A 15,389-nucleotide genomic window follows, 5' to 3' on the forward strand; every position below is an offset into this window, starting at 1 on the left:
AATTGTTTACACAGGTTTCCTAAATAAAAAAATATCCGATTTGGATAGTTTAATTTGGAACCAGAAGATGATATCTAAGCTCCTTAATCCCAATTTAAATGAGATGTGTTTCGTGACAGGTCTGTTTTTAGATGCTTCACAAGCAGGTTGGTTTGAGTACGGTTATTTATATCAAACAGACGTTTATAATCATCTAACATTCCCAAGGTGGACTTTTGAGTATTTTTATACCCCTGATGATACTTTGTGGTTGACATGCTTACGCAGTTTGAAGGTCGATCTCATTGATGTTCGAAAATATTCACCTCAAACTACTGTTGATTCATTCATACTAATGGGTTGGGGTAATTGGGCAACACCTAGTGTATGGTATGGGCAGAAGATATACTGGGACGACATCCGGCTTACCGGTTACGCGGACTACGATGTCGGCGTTAAAGGTATACTTTCCGGCGACTCCGTATGGAAGAGCACTGCTTACACCCCAACTGCTCGTATAAAGAACTTTGGCCGCAAGGTAGCGGACAGCTTCCTCGTGATAGGCCAGATCGAGGGCGGCTCAGGAGTTGTCTATGCCGACACCCTTACCTGGTCGCTTACCGCCGACACCGAGGACACGGTATCCTTCAAGGAGTTCAAGCCTTCGGATGCAGCCAACTACACATTGACCGTCTCGACCGTCATGACCCCAGACGAGTCCGACGAGGATGATGTGATGTCCAAGACACTATACGGCTCCGGAATAGAGGAGCAGCCCATACCCCAGGCTTTGAATCTCGATGTCATAAGCTTGCAGGTAGGAGAGGGGGTGTTACGGGTCTCATACTCTCTCCCCCTGGGTGAGCAGGGGACGATCAGTCTTTACGACCCCACGGGAAGAAGAAGCGAGAACCTCCGCGTCAAGGGTGAGGGCAAGGTGAGCTTTAAATCGGGGCTGGCATCCGGGGTCTATTTTATCAGACTGGAGACTGAAAAGATGAGTGTGACGAAAAAGACTCTCCTTCTTAGATAACGTTATACTTGAGAAACTGATAATCGGTTCTTCTGAAGGAAACCGGACTTTACTTTGCAAGAGTCAATGGAAGATGAACGATAAAAGTGGTTCCTTTTCCTACCTGGCTTTCCACCTCAACCTTTCCGTTGAGCGATTCAACTATCATCTTGACGATATAAAGTCCCAGTCCAATCCCTTTTGGGTTATCATCCGTGACGCTTCGCTTGTACTTATCAAAAACGAAGGGAAGCAAATCCGGGGCTATTCCTGAACCTTCATCCTTTACCTTCACTATTACCTCATTATCGGATACTTCACTGATAATTCTTATTTCTCGTCCCGCAGACGTGAATTTCAGTGCGTTGCCGACAAGATTGGTAAATACTCGAAACATCTGGGTGGCGTTACAGTCAATCAGGGGCATCTGGGGATTTAGCTCCTGTTCAAAGCGAACGCCTTTATTGTCGGCATGCAGCTTATTCATATTGAACACCCTGAGCAGGACTTCATTGATGTTTACCGGCTCATAGGTCTGCTCAAGCTTTCCCGCCTCAATCTTGGATACAAGAAGGAAGTTTTCCACAAGCCCAAGCATGTCTTTGGATGCGCCTTCTATAAGGGTGACCATTCGCATCTGCCTTTCAAGCAGACCCTCGGAAAGACTAAGGAACTCAGCGGCCGAGATTATCGTGGATAAAGGGTTTTTCAAATCGTGGGTCAGCATTGCTATGAAATCGGATCTCATCTGTTCGATTTGTTCTCTTTCCTTGCGAAGCCTGTACTGGTCAATTGCCTGGGTAACGGTCGCGGGAAGCTGAGCCAGATGGCTCATATCCGACATCTTTGTAAGGTAGTCGTAAGCTCCGAGCTTCATAGCCGCTACGGCAACCTTTTCGCTGCCCTGCCCGGTAAGGAAGACAACAGGCGTATCTATGCCTCTGCTTCTTACTTCCTTAAGGAATTCAAGACCGTCCATGTCTATGAGGAGAAAATCCAGAAGAATAATATCGAATTTTTCTTTATCAAGCTTTGACAGCCCGTCTGAGCCTGTCGCCGCCGAGACGATGGAGTAGTTCAAGTCCCGCTGCTTAACCATGCGCCGGAATGCCGTTTCGTCGTACTCGTTGTCCTCGACGAGAAGAACACTGACGGGCGCTGCTGGCCCGCCCACAACTCCTTTAGGGGAGTTCATTAAGCTCCCAGTAGAGATTTATTGTAGCTATAGCATCCACAAATTTGTTGAAATCTACCGGTTTGATAATATAGGAGTTGACGCCCAGATTGTAGCTTTCTATCTTGTCCTGATCTCTTTTCGATGTTGTCAGCATGACAATCGGAATTGTCTTGTAATCGGGGTCGCTTTTCAGTCTTCTGAGAACTTCTATACCGTTCATCTTCGGCATATTGATATCCAGCAGTATTACTCCAGGTCTTGGCGCCGATTCCTGATCTGAGAATTGACCTTTATGGTAGATGAAGTCAATTGCCTCCTCGCCGTCCCTTACAACGTAAAGACGGTTGGAGAGGTTGTGCTTGGTAAAGGCGCGTTTTGTTATCAAGATGTCGTTTTCATCGTCCTCCACCAGCAGTATATCTATAGGCTTTCTTTCAGCCATTACATGCTCCTTTCGGAATTATCGGTTTCGTCTCTTTCATCCTCTTTGTGATGAGGCAGAGTGAAGTGGAATATTGTACCCACTCCTATCTGTGATTCAACCCATATCCTCCCGTTATGTTCTTCAAGAACTCTTTTAACCATCGATAGACCCACGCCCGTTCCTTCGTAGTTTTCCCGCAGGTGCAGGCGCTGGAATATCTTGAATATCCTTTCGTAATGCCGTTTCTCGATGCCGATGCCGTTATCCTCGACCGTAAACTCATGAAACCCTTCTACGTCCCTTGCATTAATAGTAACTTTCTTGCGAGGCTTATCGTTAAACTTCAATCCGTTGGATATGAGATTGTAGAAAACTTCCGTCATCTTTGAACGATCGCAAAAAATGGTCGGCAAGAGATCGGGGTCGTAAACGATATCCACGTTTTCCTCTGGATTCAGAAGCTTTATCGCCTCCTTTATGATATCGCCGGACGGGATGCGGTCAAAGGTCCTTTCCTTGCGCGTTATTGCAGAAATATTCAAGAGGTCGTCAAGCAGTTTTTCCATTCTTTTCGCCGCATCTATAAGCCGCGTCAGATAGAGTCTCCCCTCTGGGTCTATTTTTTCGCGGTAATCTTCGTAAAGAAATTGACTGAAACCCGATATAGCCCTGAGCGGGGTTTTAAGATCGTGACTTGTAACGTATATGACCTCTTCAAGCTCCCTTGCGAATGCTGCTGTCTTGCGGTTGGACTCCTCAAGCTCCTTCGTTCTCTGGTTAACCATGAGTTCAAGATTCTCGTTTAAATCCTTCAGCTTTCCGAACAGCCTTGCATTTGCAGTCGTTTCTGCAACCTGACGCGAGAAAAGCAAGAAGAGCTCCATATCGTGCTCTGTAAAGACTTCTTCGCTGAGCCTTACAAGTTCCATTACTCCAAGGAGTTCTCTTTGAACAATCAAGGGCGCGGCCATGATGCATGTTGGCGTTTGCTTCTGCCCGGCCGTTCCGGCTGAATCAGTATCTCTATGCACGTTGTTGGCGAGCTGGGGACTGCGTTCAAGCCCGCATTTGCCTACCACACCGACGCCAAGCGAAATATTGAAATTCATAATCGGCTCGGGATTATCTTTTTCAGTAGTGGTTTGAGGAATCAACTCATTTGTCCCAGAGGAAAACTTGTATATAGTGCATCTGTCGGCATTGATGAGGGAAGTCGCATTCTCGGTGACAAGCTTATAAACCTCGTCCTCGTAAAGCGATGATGCAAGAGCCGTACTTGTATTCAGGAGCGCGGAGAGTTCTTCGCTGCGTCTGCGCGACTCTTCGCTGCGTCTGCGATTTTCCTCAAACATGAATCTCAGGTCGTCGATCATGAGGTTGAGACCTACAAAAAGCTCGGTAAATTCGTCTTCAGAATCAGGAAGCGGGATGTTTTGGCTGAAATCGCCGATTGATATCTTCTCCATTATCGGCGCAATCGCGGCAAGCCGCATGCGAACTCTTTCCGTGTAATCTTGGTGAACTTTTTCGAGTTCAACGCTTGCACGCTCAAGTTCGGCTGTTCTGTCCTTGACTATTCCTTCCAGATTTTCATTCAACTCCTTCAGCTTTCCGAAAAGCCGGCTGTTGGAAAAAACCTCGGCGGCCTGCCTGCCGAACAGCGTAAAAAGCTGCAAGTCGTGCTCTTCGAAACCCTGCTCGGAAAGACGTACCAGAGTCATGCATCCTACCAATTCTCCTCTCGCTATTAAAGGCGTAGCGAGCATGCAAATAGGACGTTCCTTGGTTCCAGGAACGCTTTTGGTCAACGGGTCAAGATGAACCAGATTCGCGAGAATAGGCCGTTTCTCAAGAGCGGCTTTGCCTGTAATGCCCTCGCCCAACGGAACCTTGTAAGCCATCAGCTCTTCATGTTCATCCACCAGAGTAGAACTGACAGGAATAAGCATATTCGATTCCTGATCGAAAGTGTAGAAGGTGCATCCATCAGAAGATACAAGCTCTTTCGCCCTTTTAGCGATAAGACTGCCCAGTTGTCCGTCATCAAGAATGGAAGACAGCTCAGTGCTTGTATTGAAAAGCGAACTGAGTTCATCGCTGCGGTGCTGCAAATCCTTGTTTAGCTGCCTCAGCTTTCCGAAAAGCCGGCTGTTGGCTAAAGAATCCGTAACCTGGCGGGCAAAAAGGTTGAACAATTCAAGATCGTGCTGCGTAAACTCCTTTTCGCTAAGGCGTAGAAGGGTCATCACGCCAAGCAAGTCGCCGCGAGCGAGAAGCGGTATCGACATTAGGCATGTCGGCAGATCCTTTGTTCCAGGGATTCTTGAAGCCTTAGGGTCAAGATGAACGTTATTAGCGAGAATCGCCTTTTTCTGTGAAGCCGCACGTCCGGTGACGCCCTCATCAAGTTTTATTCGATGACTAAGAATCTGCTTTTTGCCTTCAACGACGGTTGACGTCTTAGGAACCAGTTCCTTTGCGACTTCATCGTATTGATAATACGTACACCCGTCCGCTTGAAGAAAATCGGTAGCCTTCTCCGAGATAAGCTGAACTATCTGGTTCTCGTCCAGAGTAGCCGATACAGCCGTGCTTGTCTCTAAAAGAGCCTGCCTTTCTGCATTCCGGCGCTCCATATCTTCGTTAAGCTGCTTCAGCTCGCTGAAAAACAAGCTGTTAGCAAAAGCGTCCGCCGCCTGTCTTGAGAAGAGAGTAAAAAGCTGGAGATCATGATCTTTGAATTCCTGCTCGGAAAGCCTCAATAGTGTCATCGCTCCAAGCAATTCATTCCTTGCTATAAGAGGGGCTGCAAGAATGCATGTAGGAAGTTCTTTAGTCCCAGGGATTCTTGGCGCTTTTGAATCCAGATGCAGATTATTCGCTATTACGGGTTTTCTCTCTAACGCCGCTCTCCCAGTAGCGCCTTCCCCCAAAGGAACCTCATAAGACATCCTCTGGTCGTATTCTTCTATTACGGTTGACGCAAGCGGTATAAGCTTCTTCTGTTGATTGTTGAATCTGTAGAACGTGCAGCCGTTTGCAGGGATTAGATCGGAAGCTCTTTCAGCGATGATGTATGCAATCTCTGATATATCAAGCGTGGATGACAGGTCGGAGCTTGTTTTAAGCAGCGAACGCAGCTCCTCACCCCTCTGTTCAACTACTTTATAGGCTCTGGCGTTTGCAACCGCGCCTGCCGCCTGGCTGGCAATCGATTCAAGAAGCTTCTTGTGCCCCTCGTCATAGATGGATTTTTTCGTGCTCTGTATTGATATGATGCCCAGCACCTTATCATGCGATATCATCGGGGCGCCCAGCCATGAATAGGACTGTTCTCCGAATTTGTAGCTCTCAATGCCCAACTCCTTTTCCTCATTTTCCATATTTTCACCCAGCAGAAGAGGCTTTCTCGTACTGATAACGTACTCGGTCATCCCCTTGCCGAATTTTCTTGCAGACACCTCCTTGAATTCGCCATTCTCCACCCAAAGAGGAAATTCAATCATTCCGGTGTCTTCACTATAAAGAGCTATATAAAACGCCTCGGCTTCCATAATCCTCGTTATCTGAGAATATATCACCTTTAATAGTTCGTTCAGCTGAATTGTGGATGAAAGCGTTCTTCCTATTTCGTTGAATACCGACAGCTCGGTAAGTTTTCTTTCAAGCGCCGTATAGGCTCTGGCGTTTGCTACCGCTCCAGCTGCCTGATTCGCTATAGATTGAAGAAGACGCTTGTCGTTTTCGTCGTAGAGAAACGCCCTGTCTGTGTTCTGAACAGACATAACGCCGATAACTTTATCCTGCGAGATCATGGGTACGCCAAGCCAGCATTTGGGCGCCTTGCCTTTTACTACCATATCTACCCCCAGATTCTTGGTTAACTTGACAACATTATCATTGAAAAGGAGGGACTCCCGGTTCCTTATTATATAGTCAGTCAAACCGTTTCCAAGTTCTCTTGAAGGCATCGATATTCTCGAACCGTTATCGAGAAAGAACGGAAACTCAATCATATTCGTGTTTTCGTCATAAAGAGCGACATATAGATTCTGGGCGTCCATTATTCTGCTGGTTTGCGTATAAATAACCTCCATCAGTTTATCGACCTTCAATGTCGAAGCCAGAGCCCTGCCTATCTCATTGAAAACCGAAAGTTCAGTAAGCCTTCTTTCAAGCGATTCATACGCCCTTGCATTGTCAACGGCGCCAGCGGCCTGGTTTGCAATTGATGAAAGCAGATGCATATGATTTTCGTCATAGGAGTAAGCGTTCTCGATTGTCTGTACGGCTAATACGCCCAAAACCTTGTTCTGAGAAATCATGGGCACGCCAAGCCAGGAAAGCGGAGGTGCTCCGTGGACTATCATCCTGATTCCCCGGCGCTTGCACTCGGATTTAAAATTCTTCTGCTGAATAAGCAATGGCTCCCTGGTTTTTATTACGTATTCGGTAAGACCTTCGCCAAAAGGCCTTGAGGGCACATCCATCTGCTGATTCTTCTCGATAAAATAGGGAAACTCAAGCGCCCCCTCATCGATGTTGTGCAAAGCCAGATAAAAGCTGTCAGTCTGCATTATCCGGTTGATTTGATTGTATAAAACTTCCGCAAGTTCGTTAATCTTTAAGGTCGAGCTTATTGCTCTTGATATCTCCGTCATTACCGACCGTTCGGTAAAGCGACCCTTGAGCTCCTGGTAGGCGCGAGCATTCTCCACTGCTTGAGCGGCCTGATTGGCAATGGAAGAAAGTATGCGTCTATGGTCTTCATCATAGATGTTGGGTTTCAGGCTTTGCATACCTATTACGCCAATAACTTTGTCGTGCGATATCATAGGTACGCCTATCCATGAAAGAGGATAATCATCCTCCGAGTAAAGAACGCTCGATATCCCGAGCTCTTTCTCTCTCTCGAGCATATCCTCTCCGAAGACCACAGACTGCCTGCTCGTGATGATATACTCAGTCAAACCCTTTCCGAAAGGCCTTGCAGGCATATCGATGACCTTACCTTTTACCATGTATAGAGGAAACTCAAGTGTTTTCTTTTCGTCGTCGTACAGTGAGATGTAGAAGCTGTCCTCTTCCATTATGCGCGTTATCTGTGAATAGATTACTTTTAGAAGCTCATCAAGATTGAGAGTTGAACCTAACGCTCGACCGATTTCGTTAAATACTGAGAGCTCGGTGAGTTTCCTTTCTATTTCGGCATACGCTCGGGAGTTTTCCACGGCCGAGGCCGTTTGACTTGCCAACGCCTCAAGAACCCTCAAATTGCTTTGATTGTAAGCATTCGCTCTCTTTGTACTTTGAACCGTCATGATTCCGAGAACCTTATCCTGAGAAATCATGGGTACTCCCATCCAGCACTGAGGCATATCCTGGTCAATGATGCGCATCTCGATGCCAAGCTCCTTTGCTTTTTCGGGAACGTTTTCACTCAGAAATAAGGACTTCTTTGATTTGATAACGCGCTCGGTAAGACCATTCCCGAACTTTTTAGGAGCGACATCCAGCCGCTTGCCCCAATCCACGATAAAAAGGGGAAACTCAATCATGTCATGCTTCTCATCGTAAAGCGCCATGTAGAAGCTTTCGGCGTCCATAACTCGCTTGATTTGGTTATACAAGAGATCCATATGCTCGTCAAACCGGAGTGTGGAAGTCAGGGTACGGCTCACTTCATTGTATACGGAAAGCTCGGTTAGGCGCTGCTGAAGTTCACTGTAGGCCCTTGCATTCGAGACCGCACCAGCAGCCTGATTGGCGATGGCTTCAAGTATGCGCTGATGCTCATTGTCATAGAGATTTTCCGCCCTGGTGCTTTGAACTGATATAACGCCAACAACCTTATCCTGAAATATCATCGGAACGCCAAGCCAGCTCTGGGGGACGGAGCTAGTTACCGCTATCCTTACTTCGATTCCCAGCTTCTTGGCTTCATTAACAACATCCCTTGAGAACAGCAGCGGTTTTTTTGATAAAACGACATACTCGGTCAAGCCGTTCTCGAATTTTCGAGGCGGTATTCGCGTTTTGCTGCCATCGCTGGCTACGAACAGAGGGAACTCAACGGTATGGTTTTCTTCGTCGTAAAGCCCTATGTAAAAGCTCGAAGCATCCATCACCCTCGAAGTCTGCTCGTACAAGACGTTCATCAGTTCGCCAATATTGAGGGTTGCGCCTAATGCACGGCTAATTTCATTGAAAACCGAAAGCTCCGTAATTTTTTTCTCTAGTTCGGAATATGAGTGAGCATTCTCAACAGCCTGAGCGGCCTGAGCCGCTATGGTTTCCATTATTCTGACGTGTTTTTCCGAGTAATAAACGTCCTCTGTAAAGGACTGTATAGCTATCACCCCTATAACCTCTTTGCGGATTATCATAGGAACGCCAAGCCATGAACGCGAGGATTTACCTATATGTTCTATACCGAGCCTCGATGCTTCCTTCTCGCTTGCATTCCTGAAAAGCAGAGGCTTGCCTGATCTGATTACGTATTCGGTCATTCCCATTCCCCCAGTTCGCGATGACCAGACTTGAATCTGACCGTCCTGAAATGCATAAGGGAACGTGACTTCGTCCTTATCCTTGTCGTACATCGCAATAAAAAAGTTATCCGCATTGATAAGCCGCTTTACTTGTTCGTGGATCACTTTGTATATTTCCTTAACGTCCAGAATCGAGCTTATGGCCTGGGAGATTTCGTTGATAATTGTAATCTCTGTAATATCCGTTATCACCGCCATGGTTGAGACGACCCTGCCTGATGAATCGAATATAGGCGAACCCGTAATCTGAACCCTGCGGGTTGTTCCGTTTTTGTGCAGAAACACCGTTTCATAACGGGATGTCTCGCCCTTCTCTCTTTTGAATGTCTGCGAGCGTATGGTTTCTCTTTCTTCCGGCGGTATAAAATCCAGGACTGACTTTCCAATAAGATCGCTCAATTCATATCCCACCATTTCAGCCGCCATAGGATTCACAAAAAGCATTCTCTCATTCAAGTCGGTGAGAATGATGGCTTCTCTTGCCGTATCAACAAGCGTTCTGTAGAGTTCATCCCTTTCCCGCAATGTCTCGTCCCTCGTCTTTCTTTCCGTTATATCCTCGGATATCGAGAGTATCCCCCATGGCGTCCGGTATACGCGAGTAGATAGGTAGCGTTTATTTATTATGCTCTCGGATTCCTTGGCCTTTCCGGATTTCAATACTTCTTTACATGCGGAGTAATATCGCGTGTTTTTGAATTGGGGCAGAACAGTCAATAGCTTTTTGTTTTCCAACTCATGCATCGGCTTGCCTGCAAACTCTGAAAAAAACTCGTTGCAGTAAAGGATGCTCATATCCTCTTTCAGGGCAAGAACCGGCGTACGGATGCTTTCCATTAACAATCGGTGCTTCTCCTCGCTCTCCTTAAGCTTTTTTTCTGCCGACTTAATCTCGGTTATATCCGTTAACGCTGCAAGGGAGGCGTAAAAGCTGCCGTCGCTATCAAAAACCGGGGAAGCGGTAATAAGCATATGCCTTGGCTCCCCCTTCTTGCTTTTTAGAATCAGTTCGTACCTTGACGCCTTGCCCTTGATCCTCATTGAGTTCTCTTTCTTAAGTATTTCTTTTTCTCCCTCATTCAGAAGATCGTAAGAATAAAGCGACTCGAACTCTTCTCTTGTGTATCCAAGAAGTCTCGAAGCGGCAGGATTCGCGTAAAGTATTTTTTCTTTAGCGTCTGAAAGGATTATCGCCTCTTCAGTCGTGTTGACCAGCGTGCTGTAAAGCGCCTCCCTTTTAATGAGCTCCTCGTAGCTCTTTTTCAATTCAAGCTCCGAGTATTTCCTTTTGATTCCTGAGGCTAGCTCCGCAGCCGCACTGGAGAGGAAGGATTCAGAAACCTGTGAATCCTTGTTGATTATTGCAGTCAGGGCGCCTACTACATCATCTCCTGATTTCAAAGGCACCGTTATCTCGCTCAGCGAGTTATTGAATGACAGTCCCGCATCATCAAGCCATTTTGTTCTTGCGCCTTTCTCTGAAGCGAATACTTTTTTTACTGCCCTGTCTTTCATGGATAATGGCTGCAGTCCGTTTAGCTTGTTCCTTAACCTTCCGAACGCCCTCTCAGGACTAAGGAAGCCGTTATCGCTCGATAAAAGATACAGCACTCCCGCTCTTAACAAGCCGCATCTGCTCAACACCTTAGCCGCATTCTTAACGAGTTCCTTCAATGTAGAAGAGTTGTTGACTTCACGAGACAACTCATATATAAGTCCTGTGACTCGTGCGGCATCCTCGGTCTGGGTTTGCCTGCCCTTCACGCTGTGTCTGGATTTCGCCTGACGACATTTTAAGGCTTCAAGAACAAGTTCTGCATGTGAACGGTCGTCTGGAATCGATGAAAAATCCAGTTCATTTAGTTCTAATCCAAGGGATATCTGATCAAGCAGCCTTTCTACACCGGCATCGGCGCTTTTTTGGGGTGAAACGCTGTTTGCCTTTATTTCAGGCACGCAAGCCTGTTCCCGCCTTTTAGACGCTTTTTTATTCTCCGCCTTCTTCGATTTCAAGTCCTTCCTGTTTTTCCCTTTTGCAGGCACTATTACCTCTTATCCAGGAAGCTGGTTCAGACTCCAGTAGAGATTAATAGTCGTTACCGCCTCGATGAATTTATTGAAGTCTACCGGTTTGACGATGTATGAATTTACCCCGAGGTTGTAGCTTTCTATCTTGTCCTGCTCGCGCCTGGAAGTCGTAAGCATTACTACGGGAATCCTTTTCTTCTCAGGATCGCCCTTAAGGTGTCTTAAGACCTCTATGCCGTTCATCCTGGGCATGTTGATATCGAGAAGGATAAGGCCCGGCGTAGGCACAGGCTCATCCTGGTAGTCGCCTCGCTTGTAGATGTAGTCGAGCGCTTCTTCGCCGTCCCTAACCACATAGAGCTCATTCTTGAGATTGTACCTCTCAAACGCGCGCTTTGTTATGAGTATATCGTTCTCATCGTCTTCAACCAGAAGTATTGGAATTCCTTCGGAGGAATGCATTATGCCTCCTTGTTTGCTTCAAGGTTTCTGGATAGAGTGAAGCGGAAAGTCGATCCCTGACCGACCGTCGACTCAACCCATACCTTGCCTTTGTGATCTTCTACTATCTTCTTTACCAGAGAAAGTCCAATGCCTGTTCCTGACTCATCCGACGATAATCTCTGGAATATCTTGAATATCCTGTCAAAGTGCCGCTCCTCGATGCCAGGACCGTTATCCCTGACAAAGAGTTCGACTTCATCCTGACGTTCCTCAAAACCGACGGTTATCTCGGTTTTTTCCTTATCATTATATTTGATGGCGTTGGATATAAGGTTGGCAAAAACCTGACCTATCCTTACCCTGTCGCAGATAAGATTCGGTAAAGGCCCTTCAATCCTCACCTCGACGTTTGAACCCGGGGACAGGGTCGTCATTATCTCGGAGAGAAGCTCTTCAAGGTTAGTTTCTTCATAAGGATTCTTTATTCTTCCCACCCTTGATAGTTCCAGAAGATCGTTTATAAGCTTCTCCATCCTTTTTGCGCTCTGAGACATTCGCATGACATACATCTTCCCCTCATCGGGGAGCTGGGGCCCGAAATCCTCCTCCAGGAACTGACTGAACCCTAGTATCGCCCGCAAGGGCGCTTTAAGATCGTGGCTTACGGTGTATACGAAATCCTCGAGCGCTTCGTTCGACTTGGCAAGTTCAGCCGTTCTCTCTGTCACCCTCTGTTCAAGCATGCCGTATGCCCTTGCGTTCTCCACGGCTGGAGCAGCCTGGTTCGCTATGAGCTGCAGTACCCTCATATGCTTTTGGCTGTATCTTACCTGGGGGTCAAAAGCCTGTAGGGCAATGACGCCTATCGATTCGTTTCGGGCAATCATGGGCGCACCCACCCAGGAGTGAGAAGCCTTGCCGATATGGTTTACCCCTTGTTTGGCAAGCTCGGCCTTGCTGTCGCCCTGAACCATATGCGGTTTTGATGTCCTGATTACGTATTCGGTTATGCCGTGCCCGGCCCTGCGGGTAATCCATTCGCCCACTCCTGACGCCACACGCTTGCCGTTTTCAATCACATACGGGAAACTCACCTCGTCGCGCCTTGAATCATGCATCGCGATATAGAAGTTGTCTGCGTTCATAAGTCTTTTTATCTGTTCATGAATGACAGCATAAAGCTCTTCAATATTCAAGGTTGAGCTTGTCGCCCTGCCTATCTCGTTAAGAACGGAAAGTTCGGTGAGTCTGTTTTCAAGCTCCATATAGGTGCGCGCGTTGTCAATGGCTCCCGACGCCTGCCTGGCAAGCGAGACAAAAAAGGCTTTCTGACCCTCATCGTATGCCTCTTCCTTCTCAACACTCTGCACGGTCATCACTCCTATGACCTCTTCGCGGACCATAAGCGGCACCCCGAGCCAGGATTTTGCAGGCGTTCCCCTTACCGTCGTCTCTATGCCTTCCTTTTCAATGAACCTGTCTATATCTTTCTTAACAAGCAGAGGCTGCTTGCTGCGTATTATGTATTCGGACATGCCGTTGGCAAACGGACGCGTTCTTGCAGGCTCTCTGACGCCGTCGCGAATATTGAAGACGAAATCGAGTTCAGCCTCACCATCCTCGGACTCAGGCCGGTAAAGCGCAACATAGAAGTGATCGGCAGGCATAACTCTTCTCGTCTGTTCGTAGACTATCTTCAACTGTTCCTCGAGTTTAAGCGTCGAGCCTAGGGCGCGGCCAACCTCGTTGAAAGCGGAGAGTTCGGTCAGGCGGCGCTCAAGCTCATCGGTCTTGTCCTTGTTCTCCTGGAACATGAAACGCAGGTCCTCAATCATCATGTTAAGACCGACAAGAAGTTCGGTAAACTCATCCTCAGTTCCTGCAGGGATATCTATCGAGCGGTCAAACTCACCAAGCGATACCTTTTCAATGACGGGCGCAATGGATGCAAGAAGTTTTCTTACATATTCCTTGTAACTTGCATCATCGGAAGTATGCAACAAACTGTCGCTTCTACTATTTTTGAGCGCTTTCTCTTTCAACTCATTTCTCCAGTAAGGGAGTTTGCACAAAAGTGCCCTGTTTCCTCAGAAAAGCCTGCATTATCAAGTAAGAATATGCGTTTAATGAGAATTGTCAATACGGTATTTGATTTAGGCAAAAAAGTGGGCGCAAGGCCCACTTTTTTACTCTTTTGATTATTTGATTAGTTGTAAATCTAGTTAGCTAAGACTACCTTGGCGAGCTTTACCGCATCCTTTGTAGCAAGCTGCACAAAGTAAACGCCTTTGGAAAGTCCGGATGTATTCCAGTCAAGGGTATGCGAGCCTGCTGAAGCGTTGGATGAGAGAAGGGTGCTTACGGTGCGTCCGGACGCGTCTAAAAGGGTAATAACGACAGGACCGTCTGAGGGCAAGGTGTAGCTAAGGCTCGTTTTAGATGCAACTATGCTCGACGCGGGCACAAGCTCCACCCGGTCAGGTTCAAGAACTATCTCGCCGATTCCGGGCGCGTCGCCTTTGACGCGAAGTATAAGGTCAACGGTGTCTCCAAGATTCACTGGAAGACCAGCATCAATATTGTCAAAGTTCGACCATTTCCTCGAGGTTTCACCCTGGAAGATAACGTACATCCAGGAAACGTGGTGTTTTGTGGGGTCGCCGTCAAGAGCAAGCCCTGGATTGTCATCAGCCTTATTTTCTACACCATAATAAAAGCCTCCCGATGTTATCGTAAGATTAAGGCTCGATACGTCAAACCAGTTGAGGTCTCCCTGTATGGTTGCCGAAACCGTTTTCTTGCCGAGCGATATTCCCGGCTCAGCGCCGTCCTTAAGAAAAACGAGGTCGCACTGGGCGTTCCAGTTGTCGGGATCATCCTGCCAGCCTATTGGTACATAGCATGCCTGCGTAATTTTAAAAGGGTGCGAGGGCGGCGTAAATCTTACTGCCATTCTGTCTCCAGTGGTCAGTTTGAATCCGAAATTAACAGGCATTCCTTCGTCATAGGCAAGCTGAATGGTATCAGGCATTAATAGAAACGGGTTATCCGTAAGATTCACGGCTGATACCGAAGTATTCGGAAGCTCAACGGCCGTAAGTACGCACAAAGGCGCGGCTAGAGCGATGAAAAACAGCACTTTTTTCAAGTGTCCTCCTGGTGGTTTTGTTAATGTTTATAAATGATAACCCATTTCAAGAGTTAGTCAATACCCCCTGAAATTTTTCCAGAGCGAGCTACCCTAATATCAAGATTCCATCTCCTACAGCAAGTCAAGTGCGGCTGGAAAATAGAATTGGGGGATGCACAATTGCTTGACGGTTTCCTGCACTAGGCTATAATTAGCTCCAAAACATCCTCTGGATCCATTAAAACCAGCAAAGGAGATACAAACGTGGATGATGTTCACAAAAGACGCTACGAGGAGGCGCTTGCAGCTGCCGAGGAGGTGATTCGTGAGACTCCTGACGACCCAACGGCCTATCACAACCGCGGGGTGGTGCTTGCAAAGCTCGGCAGGTACGAAGAGGCGGTTGGCGCGTTCAAGAAAGCCATAAAGATGAAGCCCGATTTTGCTCGCGCTTACTACGATCTCGGTCTTTGCTTCCGCGCGATGGGACGGTATATCGAGGCTATAAAGGCCCTGGACAAGGCTGTGGAGATAAAGCCCAACATTCCCGTCATCCGCGACAAGCGCGCGGCCGCCCTTATCGATATGGGTGCTGCACTGAAACCCCAGTACTCGAGGAGTCTTTTCGAGGCGGCAATCCAGGA

Annotated in this window: 8 protein-coding genes; 2 read left to right on the forward strand and 6 right to left on the reverse strand. The window is 47.3% G+C overall.

Annotation, left to right across the window (positions count from 1 at the left end; genetic code table 11):
* Window positions 1-268 precede the first annotated feature (268 nt).
* A complete protein-coding gene (locus tag GX441_06535; protein ID NLI98300.1) occupies window positions 269-1,012 on the forward strand; it encodes a T9SS type A sorting domain-containing protein in 744 nt (247 codons plus the stop codon).
* 49 nt (window positions 1,013-1,061) lie between these two features.
* Here the strand turns inward: GX441_06535 and GX441_06540 are convergent, their stop codons facing one another.
* From GX441_06540 to GX441_06565, 6 genes are all read right to left on the reverse strand, one after another.
* Complete coding sequence (locus GX441_06540) at window positions 1,062-2,186, reverse strand: hybrid sensor histidine kinase/response regulator (GenBank protein NLI98301.1); 1,125 nt, start codon at window positions 2,184-2,186, stop codon at window positions 1,062-1,064.
* Window positions 2,173-2,610, reverse strand: coding sequence for a response regulator (locus GX441_06545; protein ID NLI98302.1), 438 nt, complete (start codon window positions 2,608-2,610; stop codon window positions 2,173-2,175). The genes GX441_06540 and GX441_06545 overlap by 14 nt, the downstream gene beginning before the upstream one ends.
* Window positions 2,610-11,186: a GAF domain-containing protein gene (locus GX441_06550; GenBank protein ID NLI98303.1), complete on the reverse strand. Its 8,577-nt coding sequence runs from the start codon at window positions 11,184-11,186 to the stop codon at window positions 2,610-2,612. Before GX441_06550 ends, GX441_06545 begins: the two co-directional genes overlap by 1 nt.
* Window positions 11,187-11,195: 9 nt before the next feature.
* On the reverse strand, window positions 11,196-11,633 hold the full coding sequence (locus tag GX441_06555; protein NLI98304.1) for a response regulator: 438 nt from the start codon (window positions 11,631-11,633) through the stop codon (window positions 11,196-11,198).
* A complete protein-coding gene (locus GX441_06560; GenBank protein NLI98305.1) occupies window positions 11,633-13,657 on the reverse strand; it encodes a GAF domain-containing protein in 2,025 nt (674 codons plus the stop codon). Before GX441_06560 ends, GX441_06555 begins: the two co-directional genes overlap by 1 nt.
* A gap of 176 nt (window positions 13,658-13,833) precedes the next feature.
* The gene (locus tag GX441_06565; protein ID NLI98306.1) at window positions 13,834-14,763 is read right to left on the reverse strand and encodes a T9SS type A sorting domain-containing protein; all 930 of its coding nucleotides are present in this window, start codon (window positions 14,761-14,763) and stop codon (window positions 13,834-13,836) included.
* Window positions 14,764-15,009: 246 nt separating this feature from the next.
* Between GX441_06565 and GX441_06570 the strand changes: the two genes are divergently transcribed.
* Window positions 15,010-15,389, forward strand: a 380-nt coding sequence (locus tag GX441_06570; protein ID NLI98307.1) for a tetratricopeptide repeat protein, incomplete at its 3' end; no start/stop codon positions are given.

Source organism: bacterium, from assembly GCA_012517375.1.
Classification (GTDB): Bacteria; Hydrothermota; Tepidihabitantia; order B3-TA06; family B3-TA06; genus JAAYVC01.